Genomic DNA, 25,314 nt, shown 5'->3' on the forward strand with positions numbered 1-25,314 from the left:
CGGGGGAGCGGCGCGGGTCCATGCCACGCCACCTCCCTTGCCCCGGTTTCCCCGACCTACCGGATACAGTGGTCCCCGGATCCACTGGCGCTCTGTACCCCGCAAGTCCCGGACCGTCTGGTTCCCCCCGAAACCATCTGACCGCAGGGCCATGCGGGATCACATAATCAACTGGTGCTGAAATGCTGGTTTGGAACACCTTTGGAATAGGATAATCCTTGCAGCATTTCACGGTCCATTCACGGGGAAAAATCGCAGGTTTGTGACATTGTCGATTTGGGAGGCCATGCTGCGTCCCACGGTGATAAGCCACCTGACCAAGAAAAAGCGGCGCCATGATCTGACGCCGCTGCCGTGGATTTTGCAGTCTTAATTGCCGCGCTTTTTCGCGTTAGTGGGCCAGGTGGCCACCGGCCTTTAGCTCCGCGTAGCTGGCGTCAATCGCGGTCTTCAGGCGGGTCAGCATCTCGTCAACTTCCTCGCGGGTGATGATCAGCGGCGGGCATAGCGCCACCGCATTGCCAGCCACCGCCCGCAAGATCAGCCCATTATCCTGACACAGCCGTTGCGCGGTTGCACCGGCACGCCCTTTTTCAAAACTCGCGCCGGTGGTTTTGTTCGACACCAGCTCCAGCGCCGCGATCAATCCCTTGCCGCGCACCTCGCCCACCAGCGGATGATCGGTGAAAATCTCCCGCAGCTGCGCCTGCAAATAGCTGCCCACCTCGGCGGCATGCGCAAACAGGTTATCGCGCTCGTAAATCTCCAGCGTCTTCAGCGCTGCCGCACAGGCTGCGGGGTGACCGGAGTAGGTATAGCCGTGGCCAAACACGCCGACCTCATTGGTCTGAACCACCATCGCCTCATACATCCAGCCCGGAATGACTGAGGCGGAGATCGGGAAATAGGCGGACGAGAGCTGCTTGGCGAAGGTCATCAGATCCGGCGTGATGCCCATGGTGGTGCAGCCGAAATCCGCACCGGTGCGGCCAAAGCCACAGATCACCTCATCCGCCCAGATCAGAATGCCGTATTTGCGCAGCAGCGCCTGCAGCCCCTCATAATACCCCTCCGGCGGCACGATCACGCCAGAGGCGCCGGTGATCGGCTCCACGATCATCGCGGCAATGGTGTCGGGATCTTCAGCAAGGATCTGATCCTCAAGGTTTTGCAGGATCCGCTCGACAAACTGCGCTTCGGTCTCATTGCCCTGCCGGGCGGTGTAATAATGCGGCGAGTCGGCGCGCAGGATGCTCAGCGCCTCCAGCGGCGCGTCGAAATGCGCCAGATTCGCGGGCAGGGACGTCAGTGAACCGGCCGCCACCGTGACCCCGTGATAGCCGCGCTCGCGGGTGATGATCTTGCGTTTTTCCGGCTTGCCGATGGCGTTGAAGTAATACCGCAGCATCTTGTAATGGGTGTCATTGGCATCCGAGCCGGAGTTGCCGAAGAAGATATAGGCATCCTCCACCGGCACCATTGCCGCCAGCTTGTCGGCAAGATCCTGGATCGGCTGATGCGTCTTGCCGCCAAAGGTGTGGGAGAAGGGCAGCTTGTGCAGCTGTTCGGTGATCGCATCCATCACCTCGGTGTTGCTGTAGCCCAGCGAGGTGCACCAAAGACCCGCAAGCCCTTCGATATATTTGCGGCCGTCGCTGTCGAACACATAGATGCCTTCGCCCCGCTCAAGGCAAAGCTGTTCAGTGGCGGTGAAATTGGTGGTGGGATAGATTACCGGGGCCATGGGCTGTTGTCCTCCTGAGCTGGCGCGCCGCCGTGGCGGCATATCGGCGATGGGGCTTGCGCCCCCTTTGGCCACAGCATTGGCGGGTTTTGAGAGTCGGGTCAAAGGAATTTGATCAAATCTTCACGCCAATTCCGCACAGGCCACATGTGGCGTGCAGCAAAAGGCAGAAACGCAAAAGGCCGCTCAAAAGAGCGGCCTTTGCAGTCCAAATGGAGCGGGCGAGGCGATTCGAACGCCCGACCCTAACCTTGGCAAGGTTATGCTCTACCCCTGAGCTACGCCCGCGCTGCCATTTGGTGAGGCGGTATGTAGGAAATTGCTGCAGCCCCCGCAAGAGGGAAAATGACCCGCCATAGCAGAAAATAGCAATACCCACGCTGGCCCCGCACATTCGCGGGCCTGCGCTTTACCGCCCGCGCTGATCCGGCAAAAATCCTCTAGTGAATTGTCTTCATTGGATAAAGAAAAAGCCGCTCAATTGAGCGGCCTTTCTGTCCTGATGGAGCGGGCGAGGCGATTCGAACGCCCGACCCTAACCTTGGCAAGGTTATGCTCTACCCCTGAGCTACGCCCGCGCTGCCATCTGGTGAGCCGGTGAATAGGCAATTGCGCGCAGGGCTGCAATAGGAAAACAGCGGCTTTTTACGCCTTGTCGAAAAAATCTTCGCAGCCCGCGTGGCCGGCGCTCGCCGCCAGCCGGGCCTCCGCCAGAGTGGTCAGCTGCGCGGAGATGAATTCGGATCCGCTGCAATGGGGCAGGTTGAGCGCGCGGATCAACTGCGCATCCTTGCGCCCCTCAAGGATCACGATGCCATCGCGGGCCAGAAGGTCGCGGGTGCCATGGCCGCCGTCCGAACGGATCCGCCGCATGAAATCCTTCTGCGCTGCCACGGCCTCCACAACATCCCGCGGAATCGGCTGGCGCTGTACCGCCCGGAACAGGGTCGCCATCCGGGCATTGCCGCTGTCCCCGGCGAAAATCTCCTCCACTACGACCTCGGGCAGCAGACGCCAGAAATTAGCCGGGTAAGGCTGATCGCACAGCAGCCAGAGGATATGCTCAAACCCCTGCGCAGAGATCGACCGTTTGGCGTCCTTGTTCTGCCCGGCGGTCAGGTAATCGCGCCGTGCCACGATCAGCCCCAGATAACAGCGCGCCCGTGGCTCATCTGCCGCCACCAGAATGCAGGGCTGATCCACCGCCTCGGTTGGAATCATCCAGTTGCTGCCCATCGTGTGTTTGATATCCACGTCATGGCCGAGGATTTCGGTATCCAGCCGCCCCTTCGGCAGCCGCAGCAGCGCGCGCAGCTCAATCTCCACCCGCGTACCGATATAGGTCTTTTCGGTCTTCTCCAGATCCTCATAGGCGCGCCGACCAGTTTTGGAGGTCAGGATCACATCGTCAATGCAATCGCGCAGCATTGCGGGGACGCTGCGGGTCAGCTCCATCAACCCGCCCGCGCGGGTGGTGATGTCCTGCGCCAATGCAGACAGCAGGGCGTGATCGGCGTGACCGGGGCTGATCTGGCTGGGCGGCAGTTTCTGTTTCATCGCACGCCCTGTGCTGATCCGCAGCGGCGGGATGAGTATTTCTGGAAAGGTGACAGGGCAGGGTGTGGCCTATCGGAGCAGGCGGAAATCAGACCCGGCATCTCAACGCGCCTCAGCGTCCGGCGGCAGGCGCGGTGACAACCGTCAGGCTGGGGCGTGCAATAGCCAGGCGGATCTGGCGCGCTACAGCCTCCGCTACCGGGGGCGGGAAGGCATTGCCGACCTGGCGATAGGCGTTGGTCTTGGCACCGGTGAAATGCCAGCTGTCGGGGAAACCCTGGATGCGCGCCACCATCCGCACGGTGAGGCGCGGCATATCGTTGTGGAACGGATCCGGTGCCTCATAGGCGATCGTACGCCCCTCAACGCCCAAGGCCGCCCAGGCACGCCGCGCCCGTGTCGGACCCAGATCCGGTCCGCCGTGTTTCTTGGAGCCGCCAACAATGGTCGGGGCTATTTCATCGGCCTTGGCGGCCCAGTCGTCCGCCCCGCGCCAGCCGCGTTCCTTCATCAGGTCGAGCAGCGTCTCACCCACGGTGCGCGGATTATGCGGCAGGGGGTCAGGCCAGTTGAACTGGCCAGAAAATTCCTTGCGCAGGGCAACAATCGCCACGCGGGGGCGCAGCTGCGGCACGCCGTAGTCAGAGGCATTGAGCAGCCGCCAGTCGGTCTCATAGCCAAGCTTGGCGAGCTGTTTCTTCAGCTTCTCGCGGTAATCATGGAACACCGCATCGAGGAAGCCACGTACGTTTTCGATCATCACCGCGCGGGGGCGGGTGGCGGCGACAATCTCGATGGCGTCATCAAAGAGATTGCGCTCGTCTTTCTCACCAAGCTGTTTGCCCGCAACGGAGAATGGCGGGCAGGGCAGGCCGCCGGCCAGGAGATCAATACCGCGATAGGCGTCGGCATCCGCCTTGAAGGCGCGCACGTCCTCCTCCAGTACGTTCCACTGGGGGCGATTGTGGCGCAGGGTGGCGCAGCAGTGTTTGTCGATTTCGACCAGCGCGGTGTGGTCAAATCCGGCCTTTTCAAGCCCCAGCGCCTGACCGCCTGCCCCTGCGCAGAGTTCTACCGATGTGAGCATGCTGCCGTATTACCTGTTCTCGTGCTGCGGATGCAGCTGTTCCCGCTCTGTTCTTAGGCGCTGAAGTGATTCCGCGCAAGCCAGAGGCTACGCCGGATTTCAGAAACACAAAAGGCCACCGTTGCGTCTGCAGCGGTGGCCTTTTTGCTGTCCAAATGGAGCGGGCGAGGCGATTCGAACGCCCGACCCTAACCTTGGCAAGGTTATGCTCTACCCCTGAGCTACGCCCGCGCTGCCATTCGGTGAGGGGGATTTAGTCATTCGCTGGCAGGGCTGCAAGCGAAAAACGCAAAGTGGTCGGCAAAAAATGACCGTCACGGCGATTTGAGCGACGGAACCCGCTGGTTGCTGCGTTTTACCTCTATGATGACACCATGAGCCCGGCCGAAACGACCCCAAGCACAACGTATCAATGAGCCGGGCCAACCCGCAGACAGATCTGCGAAACCGAAAAGGGAGCCGCTTGATGACACTGCTAAGCACACCGCTGCGTGACCGGCTGGGCACATCCTTGGACGACCGGCTGGATACACTGCGTATTCTGGGTCTGACCGTTGCCATTTGTCTGGCAATCGGCGTCAAACTCACCGCCGGTGGACAGGTCGCGGGTCTTCATTCCGCCGAGGCCCCGGTGATGCTGCTGCCCGCGATTGAGACACAGGCGCTGATCTGAGCAGTCCGCGTCTGGCAGCACGCACCATCTGACGGGAAAAAGGCGCCCCCGATCTGAGGGACGCCTTTATATGATATTCGCATTGCCTGCCATCCGTGACAGGCGCTGGCGGCGATCACTCCAGCTCGATCAGCAGATCCTTGGCGTCGATCTGACCACCGGGTTGGACATGCACGGCCTTCACCACCGCATCACGTTCGGCGTGGATGCCGGTCTCCATCTTCATCGCCTCGATGGTCAGGAGCATATCGCCCTCATGCACCGGCTGACCAACCTGCACCGCAACGGAGGCCACAACACCCGGCATCGGCGCACCGATGTGATTGGGGTTGCCCTGCTCGGCCTTCGGATTGGCCTGGGTGGTGGCCTTGACCAGACGGTTCGGGACGCGAATGACGCGGGGCTGACCGTTCAGTTCAAAGAAGACTTTGACCTCACCCTTGTCGTCAGTGTCGCCAATCGCCTGCAGCCGGATTTCCAACGTCTTGCCGGGATCGATTTCGGCAGTGATCTCCTCGCCCGGTTCCATCCCGTAGAAGAAGGTGCGGGTGGGCAGGCTGCGGACCGGGCCATAGGTCCGGTGGCGGCCCATGTAATCGAGGAAGACCTTGGGATACATCAGGTAGCCGTTCAGATCCTCATCATCGACCTCTTTGCCTTCCAGCTCTTTGGACAGTTCGGCGCGGGTCGCTTCCAGATCCACCGGGGCGAGATGGGCGCCGGGGCGTTCCAGATTGGGGGCATCGCCTTTCAGCACCTTGGAGACGATCGCTTCAGGGAAGCCGCCCGGAGGCTGGCCCAGATTGCCGCGCATCATGTCCACCACCGAGTCGGGGAAGGCCACATCGGTCTTCGGATCCTCAACATCATCGCGGGTCAGCCCTTGGGACACCATCATCAGCGCCATATCGCCAACCACCTTGGACGATGGCGTCACCTTCACAATGTCGCCAAACATCTGGTTCACATCGGCATAGGTCTGCGCCACATCTGACCATTTCTCTTCCAGACCCAGCGACCGGGCCTGTGCTTTCAGGTTGGTGAACTGACCACCGGGCATCTCGTGCAGGTAGACCTCGGATGCAGGCGCGGCGAGACCGCTCTCGAAGGCCACATAATGCGCCCGCACCTGCTCCCAGTAACCGGAGATTTCGCGCACGGCGGCAATGTCGATACCGGTATCGCGGTCGGTGTTGCGCAGCGCTTCGACGATGGAGCCGAGGCAGGGCTGCGAGGTGCCGCCACTGAAGGCATCCATCGCCGCATCCACCGCATCCACGCCCGCATCAGCCGCCGCCAGAATGGTGGCACCCGCCACACCGGAGGTGTCATGGGTGTGGAAATGCACCGGCAGGCCAACCTCTTCCTTCAGCGCCTTGACCAGCTGGCGGGCGGCCGCTGGCTTCAACAGGCCGGCCATGTCTTTGAGGCCCAGAATATGCGCGCCTGCGGCTTCCAGCTCCTTGGCCATGCCGACATAATATTTGAGGTCGTATTTGGCCCGGTTCGGATCGAGGATATCGCCGGTGTAGCAGATCGTGCCTTCGCAGATCTTGCCGCTCTCAACAACGGCATCCATGGCGACACGCATGTTTTCAACCCAGTTCAGGCTGTCAAATACGCGGAACACATCCACGCCGGTGGTCGCGGCCTGACGCACGAATTCCTGCACCACATTGTCGGGGTAGTTGGTGTAGCCAACCCCGTTGGAGGCGCGCAGCAGCATCTGGGTCATCAGGTTCGGCATCCGCTCGCGCAGATCGCGCAGGCGCTGCCAGGGACATTCCTGCAAGAAGCGGTAGGCCACGTCGAATGTCGCGCCACCCCAGCACTCAACCGAGAACAGCTGGCTGAGGTTCTGCGCATAGGCCGGGGCCACCTTGATCATGTCGATCGAACGCATCCGGGTCGCCAGCAGCGACTGGTGGCCGTCGCGCATGGTGGTGTCTGTCAGCAGCAGCTGGCGCTGTGCTTTCATCCAGTCGGCCACTGCCTGCGCGCCCTTTTGCTCGAGGAGGTTGCGGGTGCCGTAGGGCTGCGTTGCGGCATCCGCCTTGGGGGCCCGCGGCTCTTTCAAATCGGCATGGGGCGCGGCACGGCCTTCGGTTTCAGGATGCCCGTTGACCGAGATATCGGCGATATAGGTCAGCACCTTGGTGCCCCGGTCGCGGCGCTTGGCGAACTGGAACAGTTCCGGCGTCTCGTCGATGAATTTGGTGGTGTATTCATTCGACAGGAAGGTCGGGTGTTTCAGCAGGTTCTCGACGAAGGCGATGTTGGTGCTGACACCGCGCACCCGGAATTCGCGCAGCGCGCGATCCATCCGCGCAATCGCCTTCTCTGGGGTGGGCGCTTTGGCGGTCACCTTGGTTAGCAGTGAATCGTAGTAGCGCGTGATCACCCCGCCCGCATAAGCGGTGCCACCATCCAGACGGATGCCCATGCCGGTGGCCGAGCGGTAAGCGGTGATGCGGCCATAGTCGGGAATGAAGTTGTTGAGCGGATCCTCGGTGGTGACCCGTGTCTGCAGCGCATGGCCATTGAGGCGGATTTCATCTTGCGATGCCTTGCCGGTGGCCTCGGCAATGGTCTTGCCCTCGGCGATCAGGATCTGCGCCTGCACGATGTCGATACCGGTGACTTCCTCGGTGACCGTATGTTCCACCTGGACCCGCGGGTTCACCTCGATGAAGTAGAATTTGCCGTCGTTCATATCCATCAGGAATTCGACGGTGCCCGCGCATTCATAGTTCACATGCTGGCAGATCTTGCGGCCCAGATCGCAGATCTCTGCGCGCTGCTCCTCCGTCAGATAGGGGGCAGGGGCGCGTTCGACCACTTTCTGGTTGCGGCGCTGAACGGAGCAGTCCCGCTCATAAAGATGGTAGATTTCACCGTGCTTGTCGCCAAGGATTTGCACCTCAACGTGACGGGCGCGGGTGATCATCTTCTCCAGATAGCCCTCGCCATTGCCGAATGCGGCTTCTGCCTCACGGCGGCCTTCCAGCACTTTTTCTTCCAGCTCATCTTCGCTGTGAATGGGGCGCATGCCACGACCACCACCACCCCATGAGGCCTTCAGCATCAGCGGGTAGCCGACCTCAGCCGCTTCCTTGCGGATCGCGTCCATATCATTGCCCAATACCTCGGTGGCCGGGATCACTGGCACATCGGCCTCAATCGCGACGCGGCGCGCCGAAGCCTTGTCGCCAAGGGCGCGCATGGTTTCCGCCTTCGGCCCGATGAAGGTGATGCCGTTGCGGGCGCAGGCATCCACAAAGTCCGGGTTTTCGGACAACAGGCCGTATCCGGGGTGGATCGCATCGGCGCCGCATTCCTTCGCGACACGGATAATCTCATCAATCGACAGATAGGCCGCAACCGGCCCCATGCCTTCTCCTATCCGATAGGCTTCATCTGCCTTGAACCGGTGCAGGCCCAGTTTGTCCTCTTCGGCATAGACGGCCACCGTCTTCTTGCCCATCTCATTGGCTGCCCGCATGACGCGGATGGCGATCTCGCCGCGGTTGGCGATCAGGATTTTCTTGAAGTCGGTCATGGCGTCCTCGGGGTCGTGCAGTTTGGCGAAGTGATAAGCGCAAATTAGGGTCCGGTATAGACGTAGTTCTGGGTATGACCAGCGTGATAGCGCTGACCTGAGGCCAGAAACCGGCATAATTCGCATTTATGGCGGTGCATTTATGTCCGTATCGGACCTATCTGTCGTGAACGGGGTGGCAAACGACGCAAGTGCCAACGGTTGGGGCAGCGCAGACAGTGTCTCAAGGCCCAGTTGCCCCATATTGGCCTCCAGATCTTTGCGCAGAATATCCACCAGATGATCCGGCCCCCGTGGCCCAAGTGCGGCGAGCGCAAAGTGGAAGGCGCGGCCCAGCATCACATAGTCGGCCCCCAGTGCCAGCGCGCGCAAAATATCCAGCCCGCTCTCGATCCCGCTGTCGAATATCAGCGGCAGGCGGGTGGCGGCGCGAATGCCTGGCAGGGCCTCGATCGTGGAGGGTGCGGCGTCGAATTGGCGGCCCGCATGGTTGGACACCCACAGCGCATCGGCGCCGATGGCCTCCAGCGGCGCTGCATCCTCTGCGCGCATCACCCCCTTGATGATCAGCGGGCCATCCCAATGGTCGCGCAGCCACTGCACATAATCCCAGTCCGGTGAGGTGCGCAGCAGGTAGCCGACATGGGCTGTTGATGACAGGCTTGCGCCCGCTCCGCTCACATATTTGTCCAGTGTCCGCATATGTGGCAGGCCACGGCGTGCCATGCCCATCGCCCAGGCCGGTCGCATGGCAACCTGCGCCAGCAACCGGGGTGTCAGCCGCGGCGGCTGCGTCAGCCCGGAGCGGGTCTGCCGTTCCCGCCGGGAGGCGACAGGCACATCCACGGTCAGCACCAGCCCGGCAAATCCGGCGGCCTTGGCGCGCGCCAGCAGATCTCGGCGGATGTCAGGGGCCTTCGGCGGGTAGAGCTGGAACCACGGCGCGGCCCCCAAATCATCCACCAGATCCTCGGGCGACTGGCTGGCCACGGTGGACAGGCAATAGGGCAGGCCCTGTGCCGCAGCGCAGCGCGCCAGCAACCGTTCCGCATCCGGCCAGATCAGCCCGGACATGCCAACCGGCGCCACACCAAACGGCAGTGGCCGGTCAACGCCCAGAAAGCGACGGCGCAGATTGGTCTGCTGAGGCCCATGCAGGATAGACGGCGAAAACCCCAGCAGATCCAGCGCAGCACGGTTGCGGACCTTGGTTGCCTCGGTCCCGGTGCCGCTGTCCAGATACTCCCAAACGAACCGCGGCAGGCGCCGCCGGGCGCGCTGGCGAAGGTCACTGAGAGCGGGATAACGCTGGTGCAGATCCATGCCGCGCATTTGTCGCTGCCTTGCAGCAAAAGTCTAGTGCCGAGTGCGGGTTTGAAACAATTTTGTAACTATTCGTGCTGGGCCTGTTTACTCTGGCCTGTTGTTCCTCGACCTTCTGACATCAGCTGCTCAAATGCGGTGTGACGACGCCATGGTGTGATGTACTGCCTCACGAGCATCTGACAGGCCATGATTGATGCGAGGTCGCGCCACCGTTGCAGCGTGCGCCCGTATTACTCGGCAGCGATCGGGCTGTCGGACCCGGGAGGCTTTGGCTTTATGTTCTGCGCCGCTGGATCACGCGGAGCCTGCTCTGCTGAGGATGCGACGCAGACCTGGTTGCGGCCCTTTGCCTTCGCCTCGTAAAGCGCTTCATCCGATGCCCGCAGTAGATCCTGCGGCATGGTGCCGTGACGCGGATAGTGAGCGACGCCAAGTGAGATCGAAATCGCCGGGAGCGCCTTTTCTCCATAGCGCACAACGATGGCTTCCACGGCTTGGCGCAGCAGCTCTGCCTTGGTCATGACATCTTCCTGGCAGGCGCCTGGCAGGATCAGGGTGAATTCCTCGCCTCCGGGGCGGCAGGCAACTTCGTCGCCGTCGCAGGCCTGTTCCAGCACCGAGCCGACGGCGCGCAAAACCATATCGCCAGCGTCATGGCCGTGATTGTCGTTGAACTTCTTGAAGTGATCCACATCCACGGCAATGATGCTGAGTGGCGTACCGGCATTCTGGCTGTTGTTGATGCTCTTGCGCAGGGTCTCGGTCATATGGCGGCGGTTAAACAGGCCGGTGAGCGGGTCACGTACAGACTGATCATGCAATTGATCGCGCATGCGCACATTGGCGATGGCCATGGAGATCTGTTCCGCGCACATCTGGGCCAGTTTCTTGCTATTGATGAAAGCCTCGGTTGCATCCGTCAATGCGCGCAGATGCATCAGGCCAACCGTTTCCCCATGCGCGAGGATCGGGAAGCAGTAATAGGCGCGACCATCATGAGGCTCAGCGTGTCCGCAGACAAAATCAATCTCCGAGGCGCCAAATTCATAGGTGCGGCCACGGCGCAACCCCCAGCATTCTTCCGGGTGAATGTGATCTTTGTGGGTGCCGCCATTCCAGCTGGCGCAGCCATCCAGCACATCGCGTGAGTTGGAGTAGACATAGACGCTGCCCTCTGCGGTGGGCAGGATATGGGTCATGAAGCGCGCAACCATGTCAAACAGTTCATCCAGTGAACGGCTGGATTGTAACCATTCGTTCAGTTCGCCCAGCAGCTGCACCTCGCGGGCCAACCGCAGCTGTTCGTCCAGAATTTCACGTTCGGTTTCACCGCGCTGACGCAGCTGGTTCATCCGAAACCGGTTCGATTTGAAAATCACATAAGCGGCAATTGTCATCGCCGCCAGGGCAATACCGGTCAGCAGAGCGACCAGCAACCGGGCTAGCTGTATGAATGTGGTGCGAAGGTCGGTGATATCAGTGTGAAAATCGATGGCACCGTCAAAATGACCATTGTGCATCAGCGGGACGTAGATGCGGGCGACCTCTCGGGTCAGCTCTTCAGTGTAGCTGCCGCTAAGGGGTGAGTTGTCGACCTCAAACACGGGCACCGTGTCGCTGTCGTAATAGGTTTCTCCACGAGAGACCTGAGTTGAGAAAAAGACATTGGATTCGAATTCCCCAATCTCATCACTGCGCGACGACCAGAAAATCTCGCCTGCACTGGTCAGTAGGCGATAGCGGTAAACGGCGGTTTCTTCGGTAAACAGAGTCAGCAGCGAGGCGTCCTGCGGCTGGATAATCCCCTCCTCAAAGGCGGATTCAGCATCGGCCATATGTAGTGTGACACGGCGCTGCCAGAGTTCCGCTTGCTGGCGGATGTCCGCCTCAAGCATCCTGTCGACAACCGGGCCAGGGACTGCAAGTACGGCCCAGGTCGAAACCGCTGTGGCGGCAATCAGCATGAGCAACAGGGACAGACCACGTAGTCTATCCACAATACTGGAGGTCAGTGCTTTTTTCATAATGCGCTGGTCTGCCTTGCCGGATGTCGAGTGTCAAAAAAACAACCTATAGATGAAGGCACGATGCCTGAATGGGTTTTAGAAAACGTTAATGCCTCACCGCGCGGTCTTTCTTGGCACGGCGCTGACATCCCGCAGGCGGCACAAACGCCACATCTCGTACCGCGAATTTGGGGTGGAACAGACTGTGAACGCCCTCTTTCCGCCGGGATTGAATCGCGCTAATGTCCCGCTCATGAGCAGTTTTGACGATATCGACCCCTATGAGGGGATCTCGCTGTCCGCGCGCGCCATGGCAGCGCGGCCGATGCCGTATCTCGACGGGCTGAACCCGGCACAGCGGGCCGCCGTTGAATGCCTGGAGGGACCTGTGCTGATGCTGGCCGGGGCCGGCACCGGCAAGACGAAGGCGCTGACTGCGCGCATCGTGCATCTTCTGACCACGGGCACCGCCAAACCAAATGAGATCCTTGCTGTGACCTTTACCAACAAGGCCGCGCGCGAGATGAAGGAGCGGGTTGCAGGCATGTTGGGGCAGGCGGTTGAGGGGATGCCCTGGCTTGGCACCTTCCATTCGATCTGCGTGAAGCTGCTGCGCCGCCATGCCGAATTGGTCGGGCTCAAATCCAATTTCACCATTCTGGATACCGATGATCAGATCCGCCTGCTGAAACAGCTGATCAAGGCGGAAGGCATTGATGACAAACGCTGGCCCGCGCGCATGCTGGCAGGTGTCATAGACGATTGGAAAAACCGCGCGCTGACGCCGTCGAAAGTGCCGGTGTCCGATGCCAGTGCCTACAACCATCGCGGCGTGGATTTCTACGCCCAGTATCAGGCGCGGCTGAAGGATCTGAACGCGGTCGATTTTGGTGATCTGCTGCTGCATATGGTCACCATATTTCAGGATAACCCGGATGTGCTGGAGCAATATCAGCGCTGGTTCCGCTTCATCATGGTGGACGAATATCAGGATACCAACGTGGCGCAGTACCTCTGGCTGCGGCTGCTGGCGGGCGCCCATAAGAACATCTGCTGCGTCGGTGACGATGACCAGTCGATCTATGGCTGGCGTGGCGCAGAGGTGGGCAATATCCTGCGGTTTGAAAAGGATTTTCCCGGTGCCAATGTGGTGCGGCTGGAACAAAACTACCGCTCGACTGAACATATTCTCAGCGCCGCCTCCGGTGTGATCCGTGGCAATTCCGGCCGTCTGGGCAAGGAGCTGTGGACCGAGGCGCGCGGCGGCGAGAAGGTCCGCCTGATCGGTCATTGGGACGGCGAGGAGGAGGCCCGCTGGATCGGCGAGGAGATTGAGGCGATGCAGCGCGGCACCCGTGGCCTGGCGCCGGTCGATCTCAACAATATGGCCATCCTCGTGCGGGCCTCGCATCAGATGCGCGCCTTTGAGGATCGGTTTCTGACCATCGGCCTGCCGTACCGGGTCATTGGCGGGCCACGCTTTTATGAGCGGCTCGAAATTCGCGATGCCATGGCCTATTTCCGGCTGGTGGTCAGTGCAGACGATGATCTTGCCTTTGAGCGGATCGTCAACACGCCGAAGCGCGGCCTTGGCGATAAGGCGCAGCAGACCATTCAGACCATGGCGCGCAGCAATGGAGTCTCCCTGGTGGAGGGCGCGCGGCTTGCGGTTGAATCCGGCCAGATCAAGGGGAAGGGTGGCAATGCCCTGCGCCAGCTGGTCACCGATCTTGCCCGCTGGGGGCGTCTGGCGGGGGATGCGGATATGACCCATATGGAGCTGGCCGAAACCATTCTGGATGAAAGCGGCTACACCACCATGTGGCAGACCGACAAAAACCCGGATTCGCCGGGGCGTCTGGAAAACCTCAAGGAACTGGTGAAGGCGCTGGAGGCGTTTGAAAACCTGCAAGGCTTCCTCGAACATGTCAGTCTGATCATGGATAATGACAAACAGGACGCCGCCCAAAAGGTGTCGATCATGACGCTACACGCCGCCAAAGGGTTGGAATTTCCGGCTGTGTTCCTGCCTGGCTGGGAGGATGGGCTGTTCCCCTCGCAGCGCTCCATGGATGAAAGCGGCCTGAAGGGCCTCGAGGAGGAGCGCCGTCTGGCCTATGTCGGCATCACACGGGCCGAGGAAATCTGCACGATCTCCTTTGCCGGCAATCGCCGCGTCTTTGGGCAATGGCAGTCACAACTGCCCTCCCGCTTCATTGATGAGTTGCCGGAAGAGCATGTGGAGGTGCTGACCCCGCCCGGTCTTTATGGTGGCGGTTACGGGGCTGCGGCCCCCGGCGGCGGCAGTGGGGCGGTGCGCTCCACGATTGAGGATCGCATGGCGGCCGCCGACGGGTACAACTCGCCCGGCTGGAAACGCATGCAATCCCGCGCCGGTGAGCGTGGTTTGTCACAACCCAAGGAAAGCAAATCCAGCGTCATCGACCTCACCGCGACATCCGCCTTCATGGTCGGGGAGCGGGTGTTTCACCAGAAATTTGGCTATGGCGCGATCACCGGGATCGAAGGCGACAAACTGGAGGTGGATTTCGAGAAGGCTGGCACCAAGAAAGTCGTCGCCCGCTTTGTCTCCGCAGCGGAGGACGTGCCCTTTTAATCCACGCCTCGGTGGGACCTTGCCGTGATGGATCACATCTATTGGTCGTCGCAGTGAAGAGGGCCGACATAGCAGCCACAACAGATCAGGCGTCGACATTCTGTCGGCGCCTTTTTTGCGGCCGGTGATCAGTGGGAGGGACTGCGGTGCAGACCATAAGGCACAAAAAAACGGCGGTGCCAGGGAGGAGGAGGGCACCGCCGTTCTGTGCAACACCATACCATCAGGGAGGAGGAGGTATGATGTATCAGGATCCGGCTATGACGCCGGTATAGGGTGCGGTGACATCAGGGAGGAGGAGGATGTCACCGCGATTACAGGCCCTCAAGGGAGGAGGAGAAGAGAGCCTGAACTCTTTATTTCGTGCCGTAGGCGGCCTCATAGGCAACGCTGCGCAGCATGGAGCGGCTCAGCCCCAGATCTGCCAGTTCGCGACCAGAGAGCGTCGACAGCTCATTCATGGTCTGGCGGTACAGGCGGTAGCGTGCAATCTTGCCTTTCAGTTCGTCAAACACGGCGCGCGGGCTGAAGGCCAGAGCGCCTTTACGGGTTGTCATATTATCAACAGCGGCCATCGGTGTTGTCCTTAACGTCTATGTGTGTGTCTGGCCGTTCCCGGCCTCGCTTGACCCCATAAATATGATAATGCTGCGAGCGCACAATCCCTGAAAGGGGCATTTCTGCTATGCAGCAAATGCATGGGTTTCCTAAGGGAAACGGGGTTGATCCTGCTGAGTTATGCATCAAGGAGCGATCAGGCGCTCAAAAACCGGGCGGGGCGTAAACCGGCGTGCCATGGCGCCTGCCTTGATCGGCGCGGTCTCTCATTGCAATGCGGCCTTGGGCTTGGTCGCGGCAGGTCTTATATGGCTGGAAACCATGAGGAGACCGGCCATGACCCCCACCCAGGAAGAGATTCGCGACGCCCTTGCGCGGCTGCAGCTGCCCGATGGCGGGACGCTGGTCTCACGTGACATGCTGCGCGCGGTGATGGTCGATGGCGGGCGCGTCAGTTTCGTGATCGAGGCCCCCAATCCGCAGATCGCCGCCCAGATGGAGCCGCTGCGCCGCGCTGCCGAGGCCACTGTTCTGGCCTTGCCGGGGGTGGACAGCGTGTCCGCTGCACTGACCGCCCATGCTGATGCGGCCGCCAAACCGGCACCGACCCTGAAACTGGGCGGCCATCCCAAACCGCAGCAGGGGCCGCTGAAACCCAGTGGTGTCAAACGCATTCTCGCGGTTGGTTCGGGCAAGGGCGGCGTGGGCAAATCCACCGTCAGCGCCAATCTCGCCGTGGCTCTGACGCGGCAGGGCCGCAAGGTGGGGTTGCTGGATGCGGATATATATGGACCGAGCCAGCCGCGCATGATGGGCGCCAGTGGCCGCCCCGCCAGCCCGGATGGCAAAATCATTGAACCGCTGCACGCCCATGGCGTCACCTTGATGTCCATCGGCTTCATGGTGGATGAGGCCAAGGCCGTGGTCTGGCGCGGCCCGATGCTGATGGGCGCGTTGCAGCAGATGCTGGGCCAGGTGAACTGGGGTGAACTCGACGTGCTGATCGTGGACCTGCCGCCCGGCACCGGCGATGTGCAGCTGACCCTCTGCACGAAGGCGGAGCTGTCCGGCGCCATCGTGGTTTCCACGCCGCAAGATGTGGCGCTTCTCGATGCGCGCAAAGCGCTCGACATGTTCAACACCCTCAAGACCCCCGTGCTGGGCCTGATTGAGAATATGTCCTTCTTCGCCTGCCCGGACTGCGGTGGCGAGCATCATATCTTTGGCCATGGCGGGGTCGCTGCGGAGGCGGAGCGCCTTGGCGTGCCGCTGTTGGGCGCGCTGCCGATTGATCTTGAAACCCGGTTGGCAGGCGATAATGGCACGCCGATTGCGGCCGGTGACGGCGTGATGGCGCAGGCCTACGCCAAAATGGCCGAAGGGCTGATCCGCGGCGGTATGGCCTGACACACTATCTGATCGCCAATCGACCGGCCTGCTGAAGGCCGGTCTCACCCGCAGGTGCTTTTTTCGGGTCTCACAGCAATCTGACCGCCGGGCCGACCTTGGGAAACTATGGGCTGTCTGGGAAATTATGGGAGCCATGGGAATTCATGGGGCCGGTGGGAATTTATGGGCGTGCGCGCATGTTTTGCCGCCGCTACTCCGAATCACTGTGCCATTACGGTGCGATTATTCAGGGATATCGGCAAAATCAGGCCGTTTCTAATATCCGATACGGGTGGCGCCGTGTGAACGAATGGGGAACACATGGATTCTCCAGATCTCTGTCCAGAATATCTGGGAAATCATGGCACTTTTTTCAGATCCACGATCACACCTATATGTAGTGGGTTTTGCGATCACTTAATCTATCACTGGGAATATTATCGATTCCTCTCCGTAGAATCGGCGTGGCATTATCTACATGCGGCAGGAGGGTCCACAGAAAACAGTTGTGGCCCACGTTTTCCCATAGTATCCCTAGTTTATCGAATGAGACGAAGAGCAGGGGCGCCAAACGACCCCAACCAAGACTACTAAGAAGCAGGTTTCATACAGGCCTTCGCTTTCATCGAAAATAGAGAGATCCGGCGCGCGAGCGAGCAGACATCCCCCCAGGTGGCGCGCGCAGTCGGACACCCCGCACGTCGGGATTAGGGAGGCGGGTTGATCAGTGGCAGCAGATCAGCCCGCCCCTTTTGCTTCTGGGGATCGCTTCGGCACGAGGGACGCTGAAAAAAGGGACGATAGATTGGGCCGTAGGTTCAGAGGTGAAAGCCACCATAAGGTGGATACAAAGGGGCGGGTCTCGATTCCGGCCTCCTTTCGCCGTGTTCTGGAAGCGGGCGATCCCAACTGGCAATCCGGCAGCAACCCCGAACTGGTGATCGTCTACGGTGATCATCGTCGCAATTTTCTCGAATGTTACACGATGGAGGCGATCGCGGAAGTCGACGCCAAAATCGATGCCTTGCCGCGGGGCTCAATGCCGCGCAAAATGTTGCAGCGTATGTTCCACGGTCAGTCCTTCCCGACCACCGTAGATGAAACTGGGCGCCTGGTGCTGCCTGCCAAGCTGCGCAACAAGATTGATCTGGAGGCCGAAGCCTTCTTTATCGCGGCCGGCGATACTTTCCAGATCTGGAAGCCTGAAACCTATGAAGAGGAAGAGCTGGCGAAATCTGAGGAGTGGATGGATGATCTGCCCGAGGACTTCGACCCGATGGAACTCCTCGACGGCGCCGGAGGCGCTTGATCCATGACAACGGACCGCCCAACCTCAACCGGTCCTCACGTACCGGTTCTTCTGCGTCCGCTGCTGAAAGCGGTGGCGCCGGTCACCGGGCGCTGGCTTGATGGCACCTTTGGGGCCGGAGGTTATAGCCGTGGCCTGCTGGAGGCGGGCGCGGATCATGTCATTGGCGTCGACCGCGATCCGCTGGCCTTTGAAATGGCCGAAGGCTGGATCGGCGACTATGCTGGCCGTCTGAGCCTGCAACAGGGTGTGTTCTCCCGCATGGACGACTATGCGCAGGATCTTGATGGCGTTGTGCTGGACCTTGGCGTCTCCTCCATGCAGCTGGATCTGGCCGAACGCGGCTTTTCCTTTATGCGTGACGGGCCGTTGGATATGCGGATGTCCCAGGATGGCCCCTCAGCCGCCGATCTGGTTGCGGAGTTGGACGAGGCCGCCTTAGCCGATATCCTGTTCCTCTTTGGGGAAGAACGCGCCAGCCGCCGTATCGCCCGCGCCATCGTGAAGGCCCGGACCGAAGCGCCGATCACCACCACGCTGCAACTGGCTGGCATTATCGAAGGCTGCCTGCCGCGCTCCAAACCCGGCCAGTCACATCCTGCCACCCGCAGCTTTCAGGGGCTGCGCATTGCGGTGAACGCCGAATACGAGGAGCTGTTCGAGGGGCTTCTGGCCGCTGAGCGCGCGCTGAAACCCGGCGGATTGCTGGCGGTTGTGACGTTTCATTCGATCGAGGATCGCATGGTCAAACGCTTTTTCCAGCATCGCGCCGGCAAGACCGGCCGTGCCAACCGCTACGCGCCCGAGGTGGAGGAGACCCCCTCGCAGTTCACACTGGTCACCCGCAAGGCGGTGGGCCCCGATGATGACGAACTGGCCGAAAACCCGCGCTCCCGCTCTGCACGCTTGCGGGTCGGACGCCGCACCGAGGCCGCGCCGATTGCAATCAGCGCCAAGGACATCGGCATGCCCCAGCTGAAGCAGGCGCAGGGGAGAAACAAACGCTCATGAAGACGCTGCTTTATATCGCCACCTGTCTGGCTGTCTTTGGGTTGGCGTTCTGGGCTTACCGCGAGAATTACACCACTCAGCAGGTGCTGAAGGAGACCCGCAGCCTGCAACGCCAGATCGGTGCCTCGCAGGTCCGGCTCAGTGTGTTGCGCGCCGAATGGGCCTATCTCAACCGTCCGGATCGCCTGCGCGAACTGGCGGAGCTGAACTTTGATCGCCTCAGCCTGCTGCCGCTGCGCCCGGAACAATTTGGCCGCGTGGATGAGGTCGCCTATCCCCCGCAAGAGGATGAGCGGCTGGATTTCACCAACGGGGTTGAGGTTTCCTCGCTTGGGACCAATGGCCAGACCGCCACGGGGACGCAGCCATGATCCGCACGCCGCTGCGCCCCTTGGCCCGGGTTTTGACAGCGCGCGCACGTGGCGAGAACCCGGACGCCATCGAACGGGAGAATCTACGCCAGCGTCATGCGGAGATGCAGGCCCAATCCCGCCAGCGCGCCGAGGGGCGCCTGCTGGTGCTGGGGATGTTTTTCCTCTGCGCCTTTACCGCGATTGGCGCGCGGATGGCGACGCTGGCCACCTCCGAACCGGTTGAGCCAGTCGCCAGCGCGCCGGGCAGCGCCATCGCCATGCAGCGTGCCGATATCGTCGACCGCAAGGGCCGCATTTTGGCGACCAACTTTGAAACCCATTCGCTCTATGCTCAGCCGCCGCAAATGGTGGATCCGGAAGGGGCCGCTCGACGCCTCGTTGAGATTTTCCCCGATCTGGAGCTGGAGCGTTTGGTCAGCGACTTCACCGGCAAGCGTAAGTTTATATGGATCAAAAAGAAAATCAGCCCCGAGCAGAAACAGGCGGTGCATGATATCGGTGATCCCGGCCTGCTGTTTGGCCCCCGCGAGATGCGGCTTTATCCCAATGGCAGTGTCGCGGCGCATGTGCTGGGCGGCGCCGGTTTCGGCAAGGAAGGCGTCAGCGCGGCTGAGGTGATCGGCGTGGCAGGTGTTGAAAAGCAGTTTGACGACTACCTGCGCGACCCGGCCAATGGCGGGCGCCCGCTGAAGCTGTCGCTGGATCTGACTGTACAGGCCGCAGCTGAACAGGTGCTTTATGGCGGCATGAAGCTGATGAACGCCAAGGGAGCGACCTCGATCCTGATGGACGTCCACACCGGCGAGGTAATCTCCGTCGTGTCGCTGCCAGATTTTGACCCCAATGACCGCCCGCGTCCGCCCACCTCCGGCTTCGATCCCTCTACCAGTCCGCTGTTCAACCGCGCGGTGCAGGGGGTCTATGAACTCGGTTCGACCTTCAAGATTTTCACGGCGGCACAGGCAGTTGATCTAGGAATTGTGAACTCCGAGACCATTATCGACACTTCCGGTCCAATGCGAATCGGGCGTTTCCCGATTGGTGAGTTCCACAACAAGAATTACGGCAAGTTGAGCGTCGCCGATATCATCGTCAAAAGCTCCAACCGGGGCACCGGGCGTCTGGCCTTGCAGATTGGCGCGCAGCGTCAGCAGGATTTCCTGCGCGCGATGGGCATGTTTGACCCCACCCCGATTGAGATCGCCGAGGCGGCAGGCGGCAAACCGCTGAAACCCCGCAAATGGGGGGAGCTGAGCACGGTGACGATTTCCTATGGGCATGGGTTGTCCACCAGCCCGATGCATCTGGCGGCGGGCTATGCGGCGATTGCCAATGGCGGCCAATATGTTGCCCCCACCATCCTGCGTCAGAAGGGGCCACAGCTGGGCCACCGGATCATGTCGCCGGAAGCCGCGCGCCAGGCTCGCGCGATGCTGCGCAAGGTGGTGACCAGCGGGACCGCCAGTTTTGGCGAGGTGCCCGGCTATCAGGTCGGTGGCAAAACCGGCACCGCTGACAAGCCCAAACCCCGTGGCGGCTATTACGAGAGCAAGGTCATCGCCACCTTTGCTGCGATGTTCCCGGCCCATGATCCGAAATATGTGTTGGTGGTGACGCTGGATGAACCGTCGGTCATTGCCCATGGTGAGGAGCGCCGCACCGCAGGCTGGACAGCTGTGCCGGTCGCGGGTGAAATGATCGGCCGCGTTGCGCCGCTTCTGGGGCTTAGACCACAAGTTGAACCCGATGGGCTTGCTGCTATAACCCTCACCTCAAACTGAACAGGTGGGGTTGCTATGAGCACCATTGAAAACCGTCCTCTCAGCCAGTTGGGGCTGACCGCGCGTGGCGGCGTCGATCCGATGATCCGGGGCATTGCCGTGGACAGCCGCAAGGTGATCGAGGGTGGGCTGTTTGCGGCCCTTCCCGGCAGTCAGGTGCATGGGGCGAAATTCACCCCCGCAGCACTTGGCAATGGGGCGGCGGCAATCCTGACCGACGCGGCCGGAGCGCAGATCGTGGCGGAGCTTTTGCGCGAGTCGACCGTGGCGCTGGTGGTTGTCGAAGACCCGCGTCAGGCGCTGGCCTATGCGGCCGCCCTGTGGTTTGGCGCGCAGCCTGAAACCATGGTGGCGGTCACCGGCACCAATGGAAAGACGTCGGTGGCGAGCTTCGTGCGCCAGATCTGGGTTGAGCTGGGCCATCAGGCGGTGAACCTTGGCACCACCGGTGTTGAGGGCGCCTGGAGCCACCCGCTCAATCACACCACACCGGAACCGGTCACCCTGCAAGATGCGCTGTCGCAGGCAGCAGCTGCCGGTGTCACCCATGCCGCGATGGAGGCCTCGTCTCACGGATTGGAGCAACGGCGCTTGGACGGCGTGCATCTGGCGGCGGCGGGGTTTACCAATTTCACCCAGGATCATCTGGACTATCACGAGACATTTGAGGCGTATTTCACTGCCAAGGCGGGTCTGTTCCGCCGGGTCCTGCCGGATGATGGCGTGGCGGTCATTAACATGGATGATCCCCGCGGGGCGCAAATGCGCGCTGTCGCTGCCGCTCGCGGGCAGGAGGTGATCTCCGTGGGGCGCGGTCTCGGTGATCTCAGCCTTGTGGGTGCGCGCTATGACGCCTCCGGGCAGGACATGCGCTTCACCTGGCACGACAAACCCTATCAGGCGCGGCTGAATCTCATCGGGGGCTTTCAGGCGGAGAATATCCTGCTGGCCTGCGGTCTGGTGATTGCCAGCGGTGAGGATCCGCAGGCGGTGTTTGACACGCTGCCGCATCTTCAGACCGTGCGGGGGCGGATGCAACTGGCCGCCACGCGGGAAAACGGCGCGACGGTGTTTGTCGACTACGCCCATACCCCCGATGCCGTGGCCACCGCGATCAAGGCGCTGCGCCCGCATGTGCTGGGCCGGCTGGTGGCCATTGTCGGCGCAGGTGGTGACCGTGACGCCGCCAAACGCCCGCTGATGGGGCAGGCGGCGCAGAACAACGCCGATCTGGTGATCGTCACCGATGACAACCCCCGCAGCGAGGATCCGGCGGTGATCCGCGCCGCCGTCAAGGGCGGCGCGCCGGATGCGATGGAGGTTGGCGACCGGGCCGAGGCGATCCTGCGCGGCGTTGATGCGCTTGGGGCGGGCGATGCCCTGCTGATCTGCGGCAAGGGGCATGAAACCGGCCAGATCGTCGGCAGCGATGTTCTGCCTTTTGATGACGTGGAGCAGGCCAGTATGGCTGTCGCGGCGCTGGACGGGAGATTGGTATGAGCCTTTGGACAGCTGAGGAGGCCGCCGCCGCAACTGGCGGTCAGGCCATTGGCAACTGGTATGTGAACGGTATTTCCATCGACACCCGCAGCATTGCCAAGGGCGATCTGTTTGTGGCGCTGAAGGCGGCGCGCGATGGCCATGACTTCGTGGCGCAAGCGCTGGAGAAAGGCGCCGGTGCTGCGCTGGTCTCACACCGACCCGAGGGCGTGGCCGAAGATGCGCCATTGTTGCTAGTTGACGACGTGCAGACCGGGCTGGAGGCCCTGGGCCGGGCAGGCCGTGCGCGCACAGATGCGCGGGTGATCGCGGTCACCGGATCCGTTGGCAAGACCTCGACCAAGGAAATGCTGGCACGAATGCTGTCGGATCAGGGCCGCACCCATGCGGCCGTCGCCAGCTACAACAACCACTGGGGCGTACCGCTGACATTGGCGCGGATGCCGCGTGACACCGAATTTGCCGTGATTGAGATTGGCATGAACCACCCCGGTGAGATCAGCCCGCTTGCGAAACAGACGCGCCCGCATGTGGCGATGGTGACAACCGTGGCCCCTGTGCATCTGGAGGCCTTTGACGGGATCGACGGCATCGCCGCCGAGAAGGCCGCCATCATGGATGGGCTGGAGCCCGGTGGCGTCGCGGTTCTGAACGCCGATATTGCCGAGGCCCCGATCCTGCAGTCGGTTGCCGAGGGCGCGGCTGGCGATGTGTTGTGGTTCGGCGCCGGGCAGGGGTCGATTGCCCCCACATACCGGCTTACCGCAACCACCCTGCGCGGGGATGAGACCGAGGCCGAGGTGACGCTGCCCGGCGGTCAGGTGCACAGCCTGCATATCCAGTCGCTTGGCGCGCATTTCGCGATGAACGCGCTAGGGGCGCTGGCCTGTCTCGCGGCGCTGAAACTGGATCTGACCAAGGCGGTGCAGAGCCTGTCGCTCTGGTCGCCGGTCACCGGTCGTGGCGCGCGGGAAACCGTGTCGCTGGGTGAAGGGAGGGGTGACATCCTGCTGCTGGATGACAGTTATAACGCCAACCCCACGTCTGTGGCGGCGGCGCTGACGGTGCTGGCGGCAACCCCCTGCGACGGTCGCCGGATTGCCTACCTCGGCGATATGAAGGAACTCGGCCCGCAGGAGGTTGAGTTGCATGTGGCGCTGGCCGAGCTGCCCGCGATGGCAGATCTGGAGGCGGTGCATTGCATTGGCCCCCTGATGGGCGCTCTCCATGCCGCGCTGCCTGTGGACAAACGCGGCGGTCATTACGCCAGCAGCGCTGATGTGCTGGCGGATCTGGCGGGTCAGATCGGTGCGGGGGACGTGGTGCTTGCAAAAGGCTCGCTCAGCATGGCATTGGCCAAGATCGTTGACGGCATCCGTGAATTGAGTCATGGCGAGACCACTTTCTGAACTTTGATGAACTGAGGACCGGCTGACATGCTCTATTGGTTAACCGCGCTGTCGGATGGGGGGGATCTCTTCAACCTCTTCCGCTACATCACCTTCCGCGCGGGCGGGGCGTTTCTGACGGCGCTTCTGTTTGGGTTTCTGTTTGGGCCGCCGCTGATCAACGTGCTGCGCCGCAAGCAGGGCAAGGGCCAGCCGATCCGCGACGATGGGCCCGAGGGGCATCTGGCAAAGGCGGGCACCCCGACCATGGGGGGCTTGCTGATTGTCGGCGCGCTGGTGACCGCGACGCTTTTGTGGGCGCGTTGGGACAATCCCTTTGTCTGGCTGGTGCTGTTTGTCACGCTGTCCTTCGCGCTGATCGGCTTTGCGGATGATTATGCCAAGGTCTCCAAACAGAACACCGCAGGCGTTCCGGGCAAGCTGCGGCTGGCGCTGGGGATCACCATCGCGGTGATCGCAGCCCTCTGGGCCTCCGCCTATCATCCGGTGGAGCTGCAAAACCAGCTGGCGCTGCCGGTGTTCAAGGATACGCTGATCAATCTGGGCCTGTTCTATGTGCCGTTTTCGATCTGCGTGATCGTTGGCGCGGCCAATGCGGTGAACCTGACCGACGGTCTGGACGGTCTGGCGATTATGCCGGTGATGATTGCCACCTCTACGCTGGGCGTGATCGCCTATGCGGTGGGGCGTGTTGACTTCACCGAGTATCTGGATGTGCATTATGTGCCCGGCACCGGGGAAATCCTGATCTTTGCCGCGGCGCTGTTTGGCGGTGGTCTGGGGTTCCTGTGGTACAACGCGCCGCCGGCTGCCGTGTTTATGGGTGATACCGGGTCGTTGGCGCTGGGTGGCGCGCTGGGAGCCATTGCGGTGGTCACCAAACACGAGCTGGTGCTGGCGATTGTTGGCGGTCTCTTTGTGGTGGAGGCGCTGTCGGTGATCATTCAGGTGCTCTATTTCAAGCGCACTGGCAAGCGGGTGTTCCTGATGGCGCCGATCCATCACCACTATGAGAAAAAGGGCTGGGCGGAGCCGACCATTGTGATCCGCTTCTGGATCATCTCGCTGATCCTCGCGATGATTGGTCTGGCGACCCTGAAAGTGCGCTAAGTCACGGCCGATTGCCGCCGCGCAGGCTGTCCTGCGGGGCCGGTGGGCCGGTCTGGTCTGATATCTGGAACCGCTCTGGGCAGGGATGCCTTGGGCGGTTTTTCAGTACGAAGAAGGCGGCGCCGCCGGAGGGGCGGAGGGTGGATGACCTTTGCTAGGGGTCATCTCCGTCTGTCGGCCTGTGCGGATCCCCCGACAGCCTTGGTGGGACTGGTAATGGGGGACGGTCTCCTGGTCTTCGTGTTGCAACGTCTCTAGGGTAGCGGTGGTACCTAAACGGAGGATAACCGCTGCGTGCGCAGGG

17 protein-coding genes and 3 tRNA genes are annotated in these 25,314 nt (G+C 61.6%); 10 read left to right on the forward strand and 10 right to left on the reverse strand.

What is annotated here, in order from left to right:
* Positions 1–391 precede the first annotated feature (391 nt).
* The 6 genes from OO25_RS18865 to OO25_RS18890 form a co-directional block, all read right to left on the reverse strand.
* Positions 392–1,744: an aminotransferase gene (locus tag OO25_RS18865; protein WP_040182010.1), complete on the reverse strand. Its 1,353-nt coding sequence runs from the start codon at positions 1,742–1,744 to the stop codon at positions 392–394.
* Between the two features lie 213 nt (positions 1,745–1,957).
* Positions 1,958–2,032 (reverse strand) — tRNA-Gly (locus tag OO25_RS18870).
* Between the two features lie 215 nt (positions 2,033–2,247).
* A tRNA-Gly gene (locus OO25_RS18875) sits at positions 2,248–2,322 on the reverse strand.
* Between the two features lie 67 nt (positions 2,323–2,389).
* On the reverse strand, positions 2,390–3,301 hold the full coding sequence (locus tag OO25_RS18880; protein WP_040182012.1) for a NaeI family type II restriction endonuclease: 912 nt from the start codon (positions 3,299–3,301) through the stop codon (positions 2,390–2,392).
* A gap of 112 nt (positions 3,302–3,413) precedes the next feature.
* Positions 3,414–4,388 (reverse strand): DNA cytosine methyltransferase, encoded by a 975-nt coding sequence (locus tag OO25_RS18885; RefSeq protein WP_040182014.1) that lies wholly within the window; start codon positions 4,386–4,388, stop codon positions 3,414–3,416.
* Between the two features lie 156 nt (positions 4,389–4,544).
* A tRNA-Gly gene (locus OO25_RS18890) sits at positions 4,545–4,619 on the reverse strand.
* A gap of 235 nt (positions 4,620–4,854) precedes the next feature.
* On the opposite strand from OO25_RS18890, the gene OO25_RS18895 reads away from it, so the two are divergent.
* Complete coding sequence (locus OO25_RS18895) at positions 4,855–5,061, forward strand: hypothetical protein (RefSeq protein WP_040182103.1); 207 nt, start codon at positions 4,855–4,857, stop codon at positions 5,059–5,061.
* A 115-nt stretch (positions 5,062–5,176) separates the two neighbouring features.
* On the opposite strand, the gene OO25_RS18900 is transcribed toward OO25_RS18895, so the two are convergent.
* The 3 genes from OO25_RS18900 to OO25_RS18910 all read right to left on the reverse strand — a co-directional run bounded on the left by OO25_RS18900 (position 5,177) and on the right by OO25_RS18910 (position 11,970).
* Positions 5,177–8,620, reverse strand: coding sequence for a pyruvate carboxylase (locus OO25_RS18900; RefSeq protein WP_040174233.1), 3,444 nt, complete (start codon positions 8,618–8,620; stop codon positions 5,177–5,179).
* A 126-nt stretch (positions 8,621–8,746) separates the two neighbouring features.
* On the reverse strand, positions 8,747–9,952 hold the full coding sequence (locus OO25_RS18905; RefSeq protein ID WP_040182016.1) for an alpha-hydroxy acid oxidase: 1,206 nt from the start codon (positions 9,950–9,952) through the stop codon (positions 8,747–8,749).
* A gap of 224 nt (positions 9,953–10,176) precedes the next feature.
* Entirely contained in the window at positions 10,177–11,970 is a 1,794-nt protein-coding gene (locus OO25_RS18910) for a diguanylate cyclase (RefSeq protein WP_040182018.1), read from the reverse strand.
* Positions 11,971–12,205: 235 nt separating this feature from the next.
* Between OO25_RS18910 and OO25_RS18915 the strand changes: the two genes are divergently transcribed.
* On the forward strand, positions 12,206–14,569 hold the full coding sequence (locus OO25_RS18915; protein ID WP_040182105.1) for an ATP-dependent helicase: 2,364 nt from the start codon (positions 12,206–12,208) through the stop codon (positions 14,567–14,569).
* A gap of 356 nt (positions 14,570–14,925) precedes the next feature.
* Here OO25_RS18915 and OO25_RS18920 read toward each other — a convergent pair whose 3' ends face one another.
* The gene (locus OO25_RS18920; RefSeq protein WP_014874065.1) at positions 14,926–15,144 is read right to left on the reverse strand and encodes a DUF1127 domain-containing protein; all 219 of its coding nucleotides are present in this window, start codon (positions 15,142–15,144) and stop codon (positions 14,926–14,928) included.
* Between the two features lie 319 nt (positions 15,145–15,463).
* Between OO25_RS18920 and OO25_RS18925 the strand changes: the two genes are divergently transcribed.
* The 8 genes from OO25_RS18925 (at position 15,464) to mraY (ending at position 25,010) form a co-directional block, all read left to right on the forward strand.
* Positions 15,464–16,534, forward strand: coding sequence for an Mrp/NBP35 family ATP-binding protein (locus OO25_RS18925; RefSeq protein ID WP_040174303.1), 1,071 nt, complete (start codon positions 15,464–15,466; stop codon positions 16,532–16,534).
* Between the two features lie 823 nt (positions 16,535–17,357).
* Positions 17,358–17,825: a division/cell wall cluster transcriptional repressor MraZ gene (gene mraZ, locus OO25_RS18930; RefSeq protein ID WP_040174211.1), complete on the forward strand. Its 468-nt coding sequence runs from the start codon at positions 17,358–17,360 to the stop codon at positions 17,823–17,825.
* 3 nt (positions 17,826–17,828) lie between these two features.
* Positions 17,829–18,836 carry a 16S rRNA (cytosine(1402)-N(4))-methyltransferase RsmH gene (gene rsmH / locus OO25_RS18935; protein ID WP_040182020.1) on the forward strand — a complete coding sequence of 336 codons (1,008 nt, stop codon included), beginning with the start codon at positions 17,829–17,831 and terminating at the stop codon, positions 18,834–18,836.
* Complete coding sequence (locus OO25_RS18940; protein WP_040182022.1) at positions 18,833–19,207, forward strand: cell division protein FtsL; 375 nt, start codon at positions 18,833–18,835, stop codon at positions 19,205–19,207. The genes rsmH and OO25_RS18940 overlap by 4 nt, the downstream gene beginning before the upstream one ends.
* Positions 19,204–20,991: a penicillin-binding protein 2 gene (locus tag OO25_RS18945; RefSeq protein ID WP_040174205.1), complete on the forward strand. Its 1,788-nt coding sequence runs from the start codon at positions 19,204–19,206 to the stop codon at positions 20,989–20,991. Before OO25_RS18940 ends, OO25_RS18945 begins: the two co-directional genes overlap by 4 nt.
* 15 nt (positions 20,992–21,006) lie before the next feature.
* On the forward strand, positions 21,007–22,491 hold the full coding sequence (locus OO25_RS18950; protein ID WP_040182024.1) for a UDP-N-acetylmuramoyl-L-alanyl-D-glutamate--2,6-diaminopimelate ligase: 1,485 nt from the start codon (positions 21,007–21,009) through the stop codon (positions 22,489–22,491).
* Complete coding sequence (gene murF, locus OO25_RS18955) at positions 22,488–23,900, forward strand: UDP-N-acetylmuramoyl-tripeptide--D-alanyl-D-alanine ligase (protein WP_040182025.1); 1,413 nt, start codon at positions 22,488–22,490, stop codon at positions 23,898–23,900. The genes OO25_RS18950 and murF overlap by 4 nt, the downstream gene beginning before the upstream one ends.
* Positions 23,901–23,927: 27 nt before the next feature.
* The gene (mraY, locus tag OO25_RS18960) at positions 23,928–25,010 is read left to right on the forward strand and encodes a phospho-N-acetylmuramoyl-pentapeptide-transferase (RefSeq protein WP_024097922.1); all 1,083 of its coding nucleotides are present in this window, start codon (positions 23,928–23,930) and stop codon (positions 25,008–25,010) included.
* The last annotated feature ends 304 nt before the right edge of the window (positions 25,011–25,314 follow it).

It is taken from the genome of Phaeobacter sp. S60, assembly GCF_000826845.1.
Classification (GTDB): domain Bacteria; phylum Pseudomonadota; class Alphaproteobacteria; order Rhodobacterales; family Rhodobacteraceae; genus Phaeobacter; species Phaeobacter piscinae.